Source organism: Lactiplantibacillus garii, assembly GCF_003885105.1.
Classification (GTDB): Bacteria; Bacillota; Bacilli; order Lactobacillales; family Lactobacillaceae; genus Lactiplantibacillus; species Lactiplantibacillus garii.
The window spans coordinates 17,734-33,485 of record NZ_QWZQ01000007.1; the positions used below are offsets into that span (position 1 = coordinate 17,734).

At 50.2% G+C, this 15,752-nt stretch carries 16 protein-coding genes; 5 read left to right on the top strand and 11 right to left on the bottom strand.

All coding sequences use genetic code 11. From position 1 onward, the window contains the following. Nucleotides 1–38: 38 nt before the first annotated feature. The 3 genes from D1831_RS03150 to D1831_RS03160 form a co-directional block, all read right to left on the bottom strand. A complete protein-coding gene (locus D1831_RS03150; RefSeq protein ID WP_125071477.1) occupies nucleotides 39–1,373 on the bottom strand; it encodes a dihydrolipoyl dehydrogenase family protein in 1,335 nt (444 codons plus the stop codon). A 63-nt stretch (nucleotides 1,374–1,436) separates the two neighbouring features. Further along, the gene (locus D1831_RS03155; RefSeq protein WP_125071478.1) at nucleotides 1,437–2,405 is read right to left on the bottom strand and encodes an ABC transporter ATP-binding protein; all 969 of its coding nucleotides are present in this window, start codon (nucleotides 2,403–2,405) and stop codon (nucleotides 1,437–1,439) included. Continuing rightward, entirely contained in the window at nucleotides 2,406–3,932 is a 1,527-nt protein-coding gene (locus tag D1831_RS03160; protein WP_125071479.1) for an ABC transporter permease/substrate-binding protein, read from the bottom strand. Between the two features lie 217 nt (nucleotides 3,933–4,149). Here D1831_RS03160 and D1831_RS03165 point away from each other — a divergent pair, with 217 nt between their 5' ends. Then, entirely contained in the window at nucleotides 4,150–4,596 is a 447-nt protein-coding gene (locus D1831_RS03165) for a ribonuclease H family protein (protein ID WP_125071480.1), read from the top strand. Between the two features lie 138 nt (nucleotides 4,597–4,734). Here D1831_RS03165 and D1831_RS03170 read toward each other — a convergent pair whose 3' ends face one another. Then, nucleotides 4,735–5,646, bottom strand: a complete 912-nt coding sequence (locus tag D1831_RS03170) for an oxidoreductase (protein WP_125071481.1) — start codon at nucleotides 5,644–5,646, stop codon at nucleotides 4,735–4,737. A 137-nt stretch (nucleotides 5,647–5,783) separates the two neighbouring features. Here D1831_RS03170 and rihC point away from each other — a divergent pair, with 137 nt between their 5' ends. Then, nucleotides 5,784–6,695, top strand: coding sequence for a ribonucleoside hydrolase RihC (rihC, locus tag D1831_RS03175; protein WP_125071482.1), 912 nt, complete (start codon nucleotides 5,784–5,786; stop codon nucleotides 6,693–6,695). Nucleotides 6,696–6,907: 212 nt separating this feature from the next. On the opposite strand, the gene D1831_RS03180 is transcribed toward rihC, so the two are convergent. The 3 genes from D1831_RS03180 to D1831_RS03190 all read right to left on the bottom strand — a co-directional run bounded on the left by D1831_RS03180 (nucleotide 6,908) and on the right by D1831_RS03190 (nucleotide 8,493). After that, a complete protein-coding gene (locus tag D1831_RS03180) occupies nucleotides 6,908–7,450 on the bottom strand; it encodes an acetyl-CoA carboxylase biotin carboxyl carrier protein (RefSeq protein ID WP_125071483.1) in 543 nt (180 codons plus the stop codon). Nucleotides 7,451–7,553: 103 nt separating this feature from the next. Next, nucleotides 7,554–7,874, bottom strand: a complete 321-nt coding sequence (locus D1831_RS03185; protein WP_225422755.1) for a hypothetical protein — start codon at nucleotides 7,872–7,874, stop codon at nucleotides 7,554–7,556. 148 nt (nucleotides 7,875–8,022) lie between these two features. Beyond that, nucleotides 8,023–8,493 carry an Rrf2 family transcriptional regulator gene (locus D1831_RS03190; RefSeq protein WP_125071484.1) on the bottom strand — a complete coding sequence of 157 codons (471 nt, stop codon included), beginning with the start codon at nucleotides 8,491–8,493 and terminating at the stop codon, nucleotides 8,023–8,025. A 110-nt stretch (nucleotides 8,494–8,603) separates the two neighbouring features. Between D1831_RS03190 and D1831_RS03195 the strand changes: the two genes are divergently transcribed. Both D1831_RS03195 and D1831_RS03200 read left to right on the top strand, forming a co-directional pair. Further along, the gene (locus D1831_RS03195) at nucleotides 8,604–9,800 is read left to right on the top strand and encodes a DUF2075 domain-containing protein (RefSeq protein WP_125071485.1); all 1,197 of its coding nucleotides are present in this window, start codon (nucleotides 8,604–8,606) and stop codon (nucleotides 9,798–9,800) included. Between the two features lie 29 nt (nucleotides 9,801–9,829). Continuing rightward, entirely contained in the window at nucleotides 9,830–10,339 is a 510-nt protein-coding gene (locus D1831_RS03200) for a YbhB/YbcL family Raf kinase inhibitor-like protein (protein WP_125071486.1), read from the top strand. A gap of 48 nt (nucleotides 10,340–10,387) precedes the next feature. Here the strand turns inward: D1831_RS03200 and D1831_RS03205 are convergent, their stop codons facing one another. The 3 genes from D1831_RS03205 to D1831_RS03215 form a co-directional block, all read right to left on the bottom strand. Beyond that, nucleotides 10,388–10,756: a DUF1304 domain-containing protein gene (locus D1831_RS03205; protein ID WP_125071487.1), complete on the bottom strand. Its 369-nt coding sequence runs from the start codon at nucleotides 10,754–10,756 to the stop codon at nucleotides 10,388–10,390. A gap of 120 nt (nucleotides 10,757–10,876) precedes the next feature. Further along, nucleotides 10,877–12,382 (bottom strand): multicopper oxidase family protein, encoded by a 1,506-nt coding sequence (locus tag D1831_RS03210; RefSeq protein ID WP_125071488.1) that lies wholly within the window; start codon nucleotides 12,380–12,382, stop codon nucleotides 10,877–10,879. A gap of 274 nt (nucleotides 12,383–12,656) precedes the next feature. Next, entirely contained in the window at nucleotides 12,657–13,220 is a 564-nt protein-coding gene (locus D1831_RS03215; protein ID WP_125071489.1) for a M57 family metalloprotease, read from the bottom strand. A 220-nt stretch (nucleotides 13,221–13,440) separates the two neighbouring features. Between D1831_RS03215 and rpiA the strand changes: the two genes are divergently transcribed. Next, complete coding sequence (gene rpiA / locus D1831_RS03220; protein WP_125071490.1) at nucleotides 13,441–14,109, top strand: ribose 5-phosphate isomerase A; 669 nt, start codon at nucleotides 13,441–13,443, stop codon at nucleotides 14,107–14,109. A gap of 168 nt (nucleotides 14,110–14,277) precedes the next feature. On the opposite strand, the gene D1831_RS03225 is transcribed toward rpiA, so the two are convergent. Beyond that, nucleotides 14,278–15,594, bottom strand: a complete 1,317-nt coding sequence (locus D1831_RS03225) for an ammonium transporter (RefSeq protein ID WP_125071491.1) — start codon at nucleotides 15,592–15,594, stop codon at nucleotides 14,278–14,280. Nucleotides 15,595–15,752 lie beyond the last annotated feature (158 nt).

A 15,752-nucleotide genomic window follows, 5' to 3' on the forward strand; every position in this document is an offset into this window, starting at 1 on the left:
GCATAACCATGCCGTGAATAACGCTTTAATATTCTGGATTAATAAAGGTACGGTAAGTCACTAGCCGGTGTCGGGTAGGCCAGGACGATTTGTTGAAGATCCGCTAACGTTAGGTGCTGTTCAATGAGTAACGTCAAATAATTGATCAGCTCGTCCGCCAGGTCACTAAGAACGGTCGCCCCAACCACTTGGCCGGTCGTTTGGTCCACGATCACCTTAGCCAACGCCTGTTGAGCGCCAAAACGGTAATACGTAAACCACTTCGTCATATCAAGTTCGTTGACCCGGTAACGTTCCGATTGGTTAGTAGCCGTTGCCGCCCCCATGCCAACCTGGGCCAGCTTCGGCGAGGCGTAAACTTGGGTGGGAACGACCGGATACGTAATGGCTTGGCCCGGTTGTGTCAGCTGTGTCACCAAATAACGAGCTTCATAACCCGCCAACGGTGTCAACTTCGGTACCGGCGTATCACTAACGTCTCCGATGGCGTAAATATGCGGGTTGGCCGTTTGTAAATGGTCGTTGACTGCAATTCCGTGACGTCCAAACCGGACCCCAACGTTTTCTAGACCGAGGTGGTCATCGTTGGGTAACCGCCCAGCCGAACAAACGACGAGGTCGGTCACCAGTTCAAACCCGTCCGCAGCGATTAAGTGTAAGCCGTCCGCTTGCTGTTCAATAGTTTGTAAATCCCGATTCAGGTCAAAAGTAATTCCCGCCGTGGTCAGGTTAGTCATCAAGGCTTGAACCATACCGGCGTCAAACGCTTTAAGTGGCCGGGTATTATGGTGAATCAGGTGAACGTCGGCCCCGGCCGCGTTCGCAATCGTTGCCAATTCAAACCCAACGTAACCGCCACCCACAAAGGTCACCCGTTTAGGCATTTGGTCTAAGTTTAGAAAGTCGGTACTGGTTTTAAAGTATTCGTGTCCCGTAATCGGTAAAATGGCGGGACGCTGGCCGGTTGCAACCACCACGTCGGTCGTGGCAATTTTTTCACCATCCACCGTTAATTGACCGTCTGCCCGGAAGTAAGCTTGGCCGTGCATGGTCGCAATTTTCTGACCCTTCAAACCGTTTAGGGTCCCGGCACTGATGCCATCCGTATACCCCCGCTTATGCCGCATCAAGGCCGGCCAGTCTACACTCGGTATCCCAGTCAAGCCTTTTTGCTGCAAATTTTCCACGGCCGTCTTTGCTTCAACGGCGCTCAGCAAGATTTTCTTAGGGTCACACCCCCGGTTAGGACAAGTACCGCCCCACAAGTCGTTTTCCACAATCAGCACGTTTTTCCCCCGCGCCTTCAACCCGCTGGCCATTGCCGTACCGGCCGGGCCACCACCAATTACCACTACGTCATACGCTGTTGCCATGCAAAGTCCTCCCTAATTTAAATAATCATTGATTAACTTTAAACGTTCGTTGACTAACCACGGTCACACTTCTTCGTGGGCGCTAAGGTAGGCCATGACGGTCTGGCGGTCGAGGTAACCCTGAACCTGGTCGTCCTCAGTCACCGCCACGTAATCGTGGTCACTAAGCGCGTCGAAAACGGTTCGTAACGGGGCTTGAACATCTAAATTTTGAATTAAGCCGGCCGCTACTGCCGGTCTCGTTTTTAGATACCCCTGCACGAGTCCAACTCGGCCCGCGTAAACGTCGTACACGTTTTTAGCCCGACTAGCCCCAAAAAAGTCGCGGACAAAGTCGTTGACCGGGTGCTGTGCTAACGCTGTCGGGGTGTCCACTTGTAGTAGTTGGCCGTGCCGCATGATCCCGATGCGGTCACCCAATTTTAACGCTTCGTTCATGTCATGGGTCACAAAAACGATCGTATTGTGGTAGCGGGCGTGCAGCCGTAAAACTAACTCCTGTAACTGTTGACGTGACAGCGGATCAAGGGCACTGAACGGTTCGTCCATCAACACCGTCTTAGGATTAGCCGCGATGGCCCGCAGAATTCCGATTCGCTGTTGTTCCCCGCCGGATAATTCCCGTGGTAACCGGTCACGGTACTCGTGCGGGTCCAACCCGACTTCGGTTAACAGATCATCGATGGTTTGACTGATTTCCTTTTTGGGCGTTCCCTTCATTTCTGGAATCACCGCAATGTTTTGAGCAACCGTCATGGTTGGAAACAGGGCAATCTGTTGTAAAACGTAGCCCATCTGCCACCGAAGATCCCGCACGGGGACGGTCGTCGTGTCGGTCCCGTTAACTAGAATCTTTCCCGCGGTCAGGGGCTCCAAACGGTTGATCATCTTTAGTGAGGTGGTCTTCCCGCTCCCGGACGTTCCGACGAGGACGAACAGTTCCCCCTGATCAATCGTCAAATTTAAATCGGGGATCACCGTTTGACCGTTAAAGTCCTTCTGCACGTGTTGAAATTCAATTGCCGTGGTCATTTAGTTATCCCCCTTCAATAAACCGTGCTTAACCAAGTAAGTATGCGCCACCGTCGCGGCCGATTTATTTTTAACGTTCACTTCGTAGTTCATTTCCTGCATATCCGTTTCTGAAATGTGACCCGCCAGCTTATTAAGGGCCGTGACGACTTGCGGGTGGCGCTTAGCAAAGCTCGTCTTCATCAGTGGGGCCCCCTGGTAAGTCGGGAAGAAGTGTTGGTTATCTTTCAAAAGGGCCAGGTGGTATTGGCGGAGTTCACTGTCGGTTGAATAGGCGTCAACTAGGTTGATGCGGCCCTTATTAATGGCTTCGTAACGCAATGCCGGCTCCATTGACTTGGCCGTCACGTCTAAGTTATAAGCTTTTTTTAACCCCTTTAACCCGTCGTTTCGGTCAATAAATTCGAGGGTCATTCCCGGTTTCAAAATCGATTCGACCCGTGTTAGGTCACTAATATTGGTGAGTTGATGCTCGCGTTTAAACTGCTTAGTAACGGCCAAGGCATACGTGTTATTGTACTTCATCGGCTCCAGTAACGACATTTGTTCCTGCTTAGCCAGCCGTTTTTTAGCTAAAGCGTACGTTTGCTGCGCCGTCATCCCCTTAGGGTTACTCCCCTTAACTAGGGTTTCCAAAACCGAACCCGTAAACTCGGGATAAATCTGAATTTGATCGTGCTGTAGCGCACTGAACAGGAAGGTCGTTTTCCCAAAGTTAGGCTTTAAAGTGACTTTCACGTGCTTATCCTGCGCTTCAATCAGGTCCTTATACATGTTAATCAGAATTTCGGGTTCCGACCCGAGTTTACCGGCAATCGTGATGGTCTCGACCCGGTTAGCGTAGACACTATAGGCACCGCCCCCACCAAGCAACACGAGAATGGCCACGAACACTGTCAGGGCCCGGCGTGGTTTGGCCGTTTGGAACCACCGCACCAGCGCGCTCAGCAGGATCGCTAACAGCGCCGACGAAACCGCCCCGATTAACAGTAACGCGGTGTCATTCCGGTCGATTCCGAGCATGATGAAGGTCCCCAGACCACCGGCCCCAATTAATGCGGCTAAGGTGGCAGTCCCAATAATCAGGACTAGGGCGGTCCGAATCCCTGAAATAATCTGGGGCATCGCAATTGGTAACTCGACTTTAAACAGTTTCCGCATCCGCGACATTCCGAACGCGTCGGCAGCTTCTTCGATGGAAGCGTCAATTTCTGAAATACCTAAATAGGTATTTTGAAAAATTGGCAGCAAAGCGTAGATCACCAACGCAATCACCGCCGGCACCGTTCCAATTCCGACTAACGGAATCAGTAGCCCTAGCAGGGCAAGTGACGGAATCGTCTGTAAAACACTCGTTAGTTGTAACAATCCCTCGGCCCACTTAGGGCGCCGACAGGCCCAGATGGCCAGTGGAATTGCAATCACCATCGCAATGACCAGTGCCGCAATCGAAATTCCTAAGTGTTGCCATAACGCGGTCAATAAGTCTCCGCGCCGTTCCATAAACGTTTGAATTAAGGTGTGCATAGTAGCCTCCCCGGGTACTTCCTTGATTTCTTAATCGTAGCATAACCACTTCAAAAGCCCAGTAATTTGCATTACCATTTCGGCTTACATGTAACTTTAAAAGTTTCAAGCACAATAATAAAACTTAACTGTTCGCGTGTCAATTTAAATGGTTTCGTCCCTAACTTACGAACGTATTAATAGACCGTCACTTTGAATTCATCAGAAAGGTGATTACATGACTGCCATTTACGTTTACGTTGCCAGTAGCGCAACGATGCCTGATCAACCTCAGGGTCCCGCCGGCTGGTCCGCGGTTTTGACTTATCAAGAGCATCACAAAGTTCTTACAGCGGGCGCCCGTGGCCAATCCTGCGCAGCAATGACCCTAACCGCCCTCGTTCGAACCCTAGAAACTTTAAAACGTCACGACTTACCCGTGATCATCGTTGTTCCGGCCGGTGAAATCCTAACCGCCTTTAACCAGCAAGCTTACCTCGGTTGGGCCCACAACAATTGGCAAACCGGGGAGACCCCCGTACCTAATCAACGGTTATGGCAACGATTAGTGGCACTCAGCAAAACGTTTCCCGACCTCACCCTGCGCGAACGCACCACGGTTAAAAATGAAATGCTGACGCGAGCCGACAGCGTACTTGCGGCAACCCTTACCAAGTTATCGTAGTCGCCAATAGAATCAGTCTAGCAATTAAATCCTGCCACCGTTTGGCAGGATTTGTTGCGTATTCAAAAAGCACTAAGCCGGCCCACAAAAAAGTTGCCGATGATGAACTCACCCGCAACTTTTCAATGATTATTTGGTTTAATTCGTGGCATCCTTAGTCCGTCCGTGTTGGTAATGACGACTCCCAACCCGCCGATCTGGTCGCCGAATGACGCGAGCCAACTTAGCCGCACCGTTCACTGACTGGGCCATTGCCCGGTCAAACTGCCGATCAGTCAACCACTTACGGGCCGTTAAGGATAAGCCGGCCGCCATGCCCGCGTGGTAGCGGGTCTTCGGTTTAACGTCGTTGACTGCCCGCGCCATGAGCTTGGCAATCACACCCGGATTCGACGCGAACTGGTCAAACAATGAGAGCATGGCACCAACCTTAACGGCCTGTTCGCCGTAAGCCGTGTCACCAGAAACTTCTAATAACTTCTTTTCGGCAATGCCCGCCCACTCGGTTTTAATGCCGCCGGGTTCAATCAGAATGACGTCGATTCCAAATGGTGCCACTTCCATCCGCAGCGAATCACTCATCCCTTCAATGGCATGCTTAGTCCCCATGTACCAGGCACTCAACGGCTGATAAATTTTACCACCGATCGATGACGTGTTAATGATGCGACCGCGGTGCTGGGCCCGCATCATCGGTAAGACCAGCTGGGTCAAGCGCATGACACCAAAAACGTTGACTTTAAACTGGTACTCACCTTCGGACAACGGAACGTCTTCTAACGCCCCGTACGACCCGTAACCAGCGTTGTTGATCAAAACGTCGAGCCGGCCCTGTTCAACTTGAATCGTTTTAACCGCGGCTACCAGCGTCTGCTCATCAGTCACGTCGATTTTCAGCACGTGCACCCCGGCCGCGGCCAAATCGGTCATCTTCTCAATTCGGCGCGCCGCTCCGTAAACGATATTGCCCTGAGCTTGTAACTTCAAAGCCGTCGCTTTACCGATTCCCGAAGACGCCCCCGTGATTAAAATCACTCGTGGTTGATTCATAGTTGATTTCCTCCATCGTTTCATCATTTTACTGTCATGCTACGTCAATCGCCGTGCAAATGCAATCGAATTCATAGTACCGGTTATGCTAAAATAGAACTATCTTAAAGACGCCATTAATTGGAGGTACTGCTACTATGTCAACCAAGATTATTATGGATACCGACCCGGGGATTGACGACGCCGCGGCCATCACGATCGCGCTGAATCATCCCGACTTAGACTTACAGTTAATCACCACGGTGGCCGGTAACGTGACCGTCGATAAAACCACGCTTAACGCGTTAAAATTGACCCGCTTTTTTAATAGCAGCGTTCCGGTCGCGGCCGGTGCGCCGCAACCCCTACTTAAGCCGTTTGAAGACGCCGTGCGTATTCACGGCGTTTCCGGTATGCCGGGTTACGACTTTCCAACCGACTTAGCCGCCCCACTTTCTAAGACGGCCGTCGAAGCCCTACGCGATCAAATTATGGCAGCCGACGAACCGATCACCTTAGTGCCAACCGGTGCCTACACCAACGTGGCCCTGCTTTTCAAAACTTATCCCGAAGTGTTGCCGCACATCAAGGAAATCGTCGCAATGGGGGGCGCTCTCGGTAAAGGGAACATGACCAGTGCCGCGGAATTTAACGTCTTTACCGACCCCCACGCGGCTGAAATTATGTATCAGGCCGGCGTCCCAATCGTCATGGTCGGCTTAGACGTAACCATGAAAGCCCTACTGACACCCGCTACCATGGAAAAACTGCCAACGGTTGGCCGCACGGGCAAAATGCTACACGCCCTGTTCAACCATTACAACGACGGTGACCAGGTGGGCATCCCAATGCACGACGTTAATACGCTCTTTTACTTACTACACCCAGAGGCCTTCACGACCGAAAAAATGTGGATCGACGTGCAAACGGACGGTCCCGCCAACGGTGAAACTGTCGGTGACATTCGTGGGGCATACCACGACGGTAAGACTAACGCCACGGTCTGCGTCGACATTGACGCGGCCGCCTTTAACCGGTGGTTCTTATCCACCGTCGCCGCGATTGGCTAATTTAAACTTAACGACCATAAAGCAAAGCCAACCTTGGGATAAAAGGATTAAAGTCCAGCTTCATTTTTAATCCGTGGTGCCAAGATGGGCTTCAAAAGCCAGCTTATGCCGTTTAACAAAAATTAACCGATTATTCCTGTTTTTGGAATAATCGGTTAGTTTTTGTTACGCTCACAAACTGAGCGGCTTGTGGCCCACTCTGTTTTTTTACTTTAAATATCGTCCGGGGTATCCGGAATTAATTGAATCAACGGCTGGCCAAAGTTCACTTCGTCACCGTTCTTAACGAGTAAGGCCTTGACCTGACCTGATTGTTTGGCCACGACTGGCCGCATCATTTGCATAGCCTGGATCAACCCCACCTGCTGGCCAACACTCACGTGGTCACCCAGCTTAACGTACGGGGCCTCTTCCGATGAATGGGCCTGGTAGTAAATGCCCACGACCGGCGCCGTGACGCACTCCTTCGGGTCAATTGGCGCGGGCTGTGGTGCCCGGGTCGCTTCGGGGGTCGACGCGACCGTTGGGGCGGGCTCGGCAGCCGGCGCTACCGGCGTACTGACCGGGGTCGGTGCGACCGGCGCCTGACTTTCCGCGGGTTGTGCGGGTAACGGCGTGGGTTGCGTCGAAACGACCGGCTTGCCGTGACCCTTTTTGCCCATTTGAATCTCAAACTCTTGATCACGATACTCAAAATTCGTTAAATTACTTTGTTCAAACTTATCCATTAATTGATAAATCTTATCTAATTCCATCAAACAACCCTCCAGTGGTTACGCATTGATTATAACGCATAGTTTACCGCAGGATTGTGGTGGAAGTATGAACGCTTCTTTAAGAATTCATTTATTTTCCGCGCTATGCCGATGCTAAGGCGTCGTTAGTGGGTAACACTTTAAATAAAAACAACGGTGCCGGGGACTTACCGGCGTTCGCGTAGGCCAGCACTGCGTCCACGTGGTCTAACTGCAACAACCGGTTATCCAACTGCCACAACCCCCGTTGGTAATAATCGTGACAATACTGAACGAGGTTGGTCAGAAAATTACCAACCGCCTCGTTGACCGTATCCCCGCGACCATCCACACCCCAAAAGTCAGCGGATTCCACCCAGTAACGATTTTCTGAAAATTCACGGTAACGTCCCTCTTCGTGAACTAAAACTAAACGTGGTTTCATTGCCAAGGCCCCTTTCGACTCTACCTACTAACATTGGGTCTACGATAGCATCACACCTAGGAGCTGACAATACGAAACGGCCAACCCGTTTCGAATTAAGGTTGTTAAGTAGTACCACCTTAATAAGTAACCTGGCTCGCCGTTTTAATTAAGATTCTAAATGGGCTTCACGCGCTAAAAAGTAGCCGTGATGGTGTAGATCTTCCCTTAGATCCGCCATCGTAAACTGGTGATAGTAGTCGCGGTACTGCCGATCAGCCACGGTAAAGAGGTCCGTTAACGTCTCACTAATATTAGCGGCAATCGGGGAGTGTCCCGCCTGTTCATCAGTCTTGGACGGCCCCGTGATAAAGCGCGCGTAACTCAACGTTGGCGGAATCGTTAAGTCGTAAAGGTCCCCCAAGTTCATGGCAGCGAGATCCTTTCCCAGCTGGTAACCACCATTTTTTCCAACCGTTCCAATCAAATATCCCTGCTTATGCAACACGGACAAAATGTTTCGAATCATGACCGGGTTTAAATTCAACGACTGTGCCAATTCCCGACTAGAGACCTTATTGGGTCGGTGGGCGTCTAAATAAAGTATACTGTGCACCGCTACCGAAAAATCGAGTTTCATAAAACCCCTCCCGCCTTTACTTTAATAGCCTTATTCTACCACCAACTGTAACTAGTATCATTTCAATTAACTTTCTTCTTGGGTTATAATGGCGCTCGGGAGGGAAAAATATGCAAGCATCCATTAGCGCTGCCACGTTTAAACTGGCAGATCAGGCCGCCCTATCACCGGCCCAACAACGATTAGAAGCCCAACTACTTACCTTTATCACGGCACACTTAAACCAGGCGCAGCCCGGACTCTTCGTCATTCACGGGGACGCTGGAACCGGAAAAAGCGCCGTCTTAGCGGCTGCCTTCAGTCAACTGCAGGCTCGCAGCCGGGATTCCAAGCCCACCGCCTTACAGGGAACGGATAACTACTTAGTCGTCAACCACAACGAAATGTTAAAAATTTACAAACGCCTCGCCGCTGACGACCCCGATTTACGAAAAAAAGACTTTCAAAAACCCACACCCCTAATCAACCGGCTAACCAAACAGGAGCGCCAAGCCGACGTCGTTTTCATTGACGAGGCCCACCTCCTATTAACGCAACCCGACCGTTACAATAAATTTACCGGGCAAAATCAACTGAGTGAATTAATTAAACGCAGTCGGGTGGTCGTCCTAGTTTTTGACACCCGCCAAGTCTTAAAGCTCAAAAGTTATTGGCAAGCAAACGATCTACAACCGTTTTTAGACCAGTATCCCCACCAAACCTTTAACCTAGACCAACAGTTCCGGGTTACCGGTAATCAACAAGTTGTCGATTGGATCGACAGTTTTGGTCAGGGCCACCTTTTACCACGGCCCACCGACCCTAACTTTGACTTTAAAATTTTCGCCGACGGGCAACCGATGTACGACCTGATTCGTCAAAAAGACCGTCACGGCGGGCTGGCACGGATGGTGGCGACCGCAGACTTTCCGTACGTCGTTAACCACGGCACCTGGTACGTCACGGCGGGCAGCCTCAAGCTTCCGTGGGACAAAGTTAACTTAACCGACGACCCCTGGGCGTTACGCCCTGAAACGTTAAACGAAGTGGGGTCGATCTACACGATCCAGGGGTTTGACCTCAACTACGCCGGTGTAATTCTCGGGCCGTCGGTGGGCTACGACGAAGTCCACGACCGAGTAATCGTTAAACCCGACAAATACGAAGACCAGGAAGCCTTCAAAAATCGCGACGACCTTGGCCAACTGGAACCGCTAAAACGCGCGATTATTTTTAACTCGATCAACGTATTAATGAAGCGGGGCCGTTACGGTCTATACCTGTACGCGGTCGACCCGGTACTACGGCGGCACCTATTAGCGTTATAATAAAAGTAATTATTAAGGAGGGATTCCACATGCAAGTTTCAATTCCAACGACGAACGGTGCGCTAGCCGCGCTGTATTCTAAGCAAGCCGCTCCCGCGCAAACGTACAAGGGCCACCCGATTATCTCGTTTCCCATTAACATCAGTGACGTTCCGGCGGGCACCCACTCGCTAGCCTTTTCGTTTGTTGACCACGACGCGATTCCGGTGGGGGGCTTTACCTGGATTCACTGGATTGCCGCTAACATTCCGGCAACGACGACCCAGATTCCGGAAAACGCTAGTCAAACCGGCGCCATTCCGATGGTTCAAGGTAATAATTCAACGGCCGGGCGTTACGTTGGTGAAACTGACGTGAAAGTCACCCAACACTACGTTGGCCCCTACCCGCCTGACAAGGATCACCGCTATTCATTCAAATTATTCGCGTTGGATACCGAGCTACCGTTAGAATCCGGTTACTGGCTCAACGAATTTCACGACGCCATCGCTGGTCACGTCCTCGCCACGGCGAAGACCCAGGTCATCGGGCGCGCTTAATCAAAAAAATGGTGTTTGGAAAAATCCAAGCACCATTTTTTATGACAACTAAGCTAAATAAACCAGAATAAACGCAATCAACGCGGGCACACCCTGCACAACGATGATTGACTTGCTAGCAGTGACACTACCATACACGGCCGCGACCATCACGCAGGCCAGGAAAAATAAGGTTGCGCCGGCGCTGGCCACGGCGGGCATGACAAACAAACTGAATAGGATTCCCACGGCCAAAAAGCCGTTATACAAGCCCTGGTTCTTAAAAAGTGTTTGAACCTCCGGCGTTTTTAATAACTGCCGTGGTACCCCGAAGGCCGCGGCCGCCATATCACTATCCGCGTTAAACATTTCTAACCACAAAATAAAAAAATGTTCGATGGCGACTAGTACCGCCATAATCGTTGCAATGAGCTGCATCTTTTATTCCTCCCGTTTAAAAAAGCGGCTAGTCAGCGTGAACGCTAACCAGCCGCCGATCCTCACTTTTAGTATAACTTTTCATTCGTTAACTTGAGAATCAATTGCACATTTTAATTTTTAGCAGCCGGGCATCCAAACGTCTTCCGGCTTAACACCCTTTTCCTTAGCAAAGGCGTTCCGCAACGTTTCCATGTCCATTAAATGGTACGTTTGTGGGTGCTTTGGATCATAGGATTCAATTTGTGCCATCATCCCGCCATCTTCGTGTTCAATGATGTGGCAGTGGTACATATAAACCCCGGTCAAATCGAACTTAACCTTGATTCGAACGGTTTCACCCGGATTGACCCCGACGGTATCCTTCAACCCGTGTTCGTTCGGGTAAACCGGACCGTCATTACGGGCAAGAACCCGGAACTGTGTCCCGTGAACGTGGAACGGGTGAACCATCCCGTTTTTGGTACTGTTCGTATTACGAATTTCCCAAATCGCGACGTCGCCGACTTTTTGGCGGGCGTCGATCCGTTGCATGTCGAACTTCTTACCGTCCATTGCCACCTGTTCATCCATGCCATCCATGGTGATCTTGCGAACGGGCAAACCAGGGGTCGGTTCCTCGTCCTTAATATCAACTAAATGGTCGGGTAACTTGGTGTTGTCCGGTGCAAACGCCTTGATGCGGAAATGGCAAAGCGGCGTATCGTCGGTCATTAATGTCACTTCGTCGCCGGGCTGGTACTTGCCAAAGTCAACGACTAATTCGTCCCGTTCCGCACAAGTCATCATGACTTTGTTCATATAAACGGGTTCGGGCATAATACCACCGTCAGAACCTACTTGGGCAAATTCCAAATCGTCATCAAAGTGTAACCGCCATTCCCGCCGGTTGGAACCATCCAAGATCCGTAACCGGACCCGTTGGGTAGTGACGTCAAAGTACGGGTTAACGGTCCCGTTGACTAAAGCGGTGTGCCCTTGCACGCCATCCGGATCGTAATCGGCTTTGTAATCAAACTGGTTGTCTTCATGAAATTCGCGGTCTTGCAAAACTAACGGAATGTCATCGACCCCGTAGTTGCGTGGTAACGGTAACTTATCTTCAACGGCATCCTTAATAATTACCATTGTAGCTAAACCCTTCCAAACCTGGGTCGCCGTTGATGGACACGGGTGCGCGTGTAACCAGATCGTTGCGGCCGGTTGCATGACGTTAAAGTCAATGTGGTTCGTTTCACCCGGATAAACCGGTGCGTGACAGCCACCGTCGGTAATCGGGCCGGGTACGTTTAACCCGTGCCAGTGGAACGTCGTTAATTCGGGTAACTCGTTCTTTAAATCTATGTGGGTCTTTTTCCCATCACGGAAAACGATCGTTTGGCCCAGGAAGCCCGCGTTATAACCCCACGTCTTGGTCTTCTTGCCCGGTAAAAATTGCGTTTCACTGGCCTGGGCCGTGACGGTGTAGTAGTCGTCCGTAGCCGTTTGCTTATCCGGCTTTAACAGCGGCGGAATTGCTAACGGTTGTGGCGCCGTCTTGGGCGTCACTAACGGAATATAACCACCGTCGTGTGTATTGTAAGCTGGTTCATCAAAAAAATAATCAGTATAGACTTTTTTTGCCATGTTGACATCCCCTTAAAATTCTAAACCTCAAATACTTGTGAACATAAGTGCTGATAGCGCTTTACGCACTATCTTTAGTTTAGAATTACTTTAAACAAGTGTCAATTGGCCGTCCGGTTAAATTTCCCATTTTTCACGGAATTTTTAATCATAAAAAAAGAAACCATGACGGCAAGTCACAGTCCCCCCGGGTACGGCGTTGGTATAGTACCAAAGTGGGGTCAGCCATACCCCTGCTATTAATGGCAACTCCGCTTGATGACCAACTCAAAACTTAAAGTTCGCCAACTGGTAACCGATAACGTAATTTAACAGCTGCCACGTCCGCCTTACTAATCCCGTTATAGCGGTTATCGGCTAACATGACACTGTGCTTATCCTTACTGTGTTGAAGCCCCATACTATGCCCCAATTCATGCTCCGCTACGTGGACTTCGTTTGAGTAAGAGTAACGGTAAGCCCTTAAATTCCGCGTCAGCAGTAACACTTTGGCCTTCGTATAATACCCGTTCGGATACCCCGTTGTAAACGTGATTCCCGCTAAGTGGTAATATTCTCCAGTCGTTGCGTTACTCGTGGACAGCGTCACTTGGTGGTGTGCCGCCGTCCCCGCAACAAATTTAAATTGCCCGGTTCTGTTCCAGGCCTTAACGGCGGCGTGATAAACCCGCCGATCATAGCTGGCCCCTTTGATCACGTAAGTAACCCTTGGTTTTGGCCAACGATTACGGGCAAACGGCGTTGCTGACGCGTTGGCGTTCGTCATCGGTGCTACTCCTAATCCAATCAATACTGCTAACATCGTTAAACCTAACTTTGTTCTTCTCTTTCTGCTCATTGCTGAAACCTTCTTCCGCCACAACGAAGGTTGCCATCAACAGCCCCATTGTACCGGCTCCCTTAATCAGCTGTCATTGGAATTACCAGCAATTGTGCCCCGTAACCAGTAACTTTACGTTTCACACGTTAGTTAATTGCGTTATCCCCGGGTGAGCGTGCTATCATAAAACTAACTTGACCGCTAGACAACGGTCCCATTCAAATTGGAGGAAATCAACATGGACATTAAACAGGCCATCGTACAGCGAGCCCTACCCCTCATTAAGCCCCACATGGTCGTCGGTTTTGGCGGCGGTACAACCGTAGGCGAACTGGTTAAGGAAGCGGCTGACCACGTTAACGACATTACCGTCGTGACCCCGTCACCAACCACCCGGCAGTTAGCCACCGTCTTGGGCTACACCGTCATTGAAACCCAGTACTGCGACCGCATCGACATCGCTTTTGACGGTTGTGACCAGTTAGACCACCACGGCAACACCTTAAAGAGTGGCGGCGGTATTCACGCTAACGAAAAAATCATTGCCAGCTTAGCGGACGAATACTGGTTATTAACGAAGCGGGAACGGTTAGTTGACCACTTTGACACCAAGGTACCGCTAGTCGTGGAGGTGCTCCCCGCCGCCCTTTCCTTAGCTATGCGTACCATCAGCGACTTAGGCGGTCAAGCCACGATTCGAACGGCCGATAACCGGGACGGTTTTACGTTGACCGACAACGGTAACCTACTGATTAACTGCCACTTTCCAAGCTACGCTAACATCGCGGCTCTAAACACCGAACTAGCCACCCTGGCCGGTGTCGTTGAAACGTCGTACTTTGACCACTTAGTCACTAACGCCTTCTTAGGCGACGAGCAGCAACAGACTGTTGAGCAGCTCTTTTAAACACAACCAACTCGTGGCGAAATAGCAACCGGGACAGGCCCCACAGCCTGCCAATGCTCGCTTCAGTACATCACCATGGTAAATAAAGGGCGACAGTGACTTGTAAAATTAAGTCATTGCCGCCCTTTAAACTTTTCCAATTTTCTTCTTGATATTAGCGAACTTTCATTACCTGAAACGTTCCCGGTGGTTCATCAGTTGCGACAGTTGTCCCTTAAATTCATCACTGTGGTGTTGAATATCACTTAGTTCCTTACTCATCGGTACGGTGTAATCGGCAACTTCGCCGTGCTCACCCTGATCCAACCCAAGGGCTTCTTCGCGTTCATCAACCCGCATTTTAACCACCCGCCGGAGTAAAACGATGATAACGCTGCAGACCACGGCAGTAAAAATAATCGTAAAAGCGGTCGCTAATAATTGCAGACCAAACAACTTGAACCCACCACCGTAAAACAGGCCATTCAGTGCGATGGAACCGTTAACTTGTTTGCTAGCAAATAACCCGGTCAAGATACTCCCGACAATTCCGGAGACCCCGTGACAACCGAACGCGTCCAGTGCGTCGTCGATACCTAGCCGGGGTTTTAATACGCTGATAAAGGCATAACTGGTCAACGTTGCCACTAATCCGATCCAAAACGCACCGGACACCGTTACGTACCCGCAGGCCGGCGTAATTCCAACTAGCCCACACAACGTCCCGGTACAAACACCCACTAGGGTCGGTTTACCCTTAGTCAGCATGTCAACCACCATCCAAGTCATCATGGAAGTGGCGGTCGCGACCGTGGTCGTCAAGAAAGCCTGGACCGCAATGTCATTCATGGCTAACGCCGAACCGGCGTTAAAGCCGTACCACCCGATCCATAAAATGGCGGTCCCCAGCAATACCCATAAAACGTTGTAGTGCTGTTCGGGCTGTTCACCAAATTTGTGTCGGGGTCCGAGAAAAATCGAGAGTACCAGGGCAGTTACCCCGGCATTAATGTGGACAACCGTTCCCCCGGCAAAGTCGATCACCCCGAGGCTAGCCAAAAAACCATTGTCCCAAACCATGTGGACCATCGGGTAATAAATCAGCAACGACCAGCAAATAATAAACGATAATAAAAATTTAAACCGAATCCGGCCGACCACCGCCCCAACGAACAGGGCCGGCGTGATAATCGCAAACATCATCTGAAAAATGAGGTAAAGCCCGTTCGGAATCTTAGTCGGGGTCAGTGCCGTCAAATCAACGCCGTGTAGCCATACCGCTTTCAAATCACCGATGATACCGCCAACGTTGCCGGAAAATGAAAGTGAATAGCCAAACGCTAACCATAGCATGATAGCTAACCCGCAGATCATAAAAACGGATAATAACGTATTGACAACGTTGCGTTTAGAAACTAGTCCACCGTAGAAGAACGCCAAACCAGGGGTCATAAAAAAGACCAATATACTAGAAAGCACTAAAAACGTTGAGTTTGCAGCGTTCATAATCAAAACTCCCATCCATACCATTTGATGTGAGAAATTATAACATTAAAAATTGTCAAAACCCAAAATTTTTTAATATTTAGCTAAATCAACCGAATATTTTCGGAACTACCACGTTAATTTAGTGAATTTCCATAAAAACGTGTTATATCTTTTAA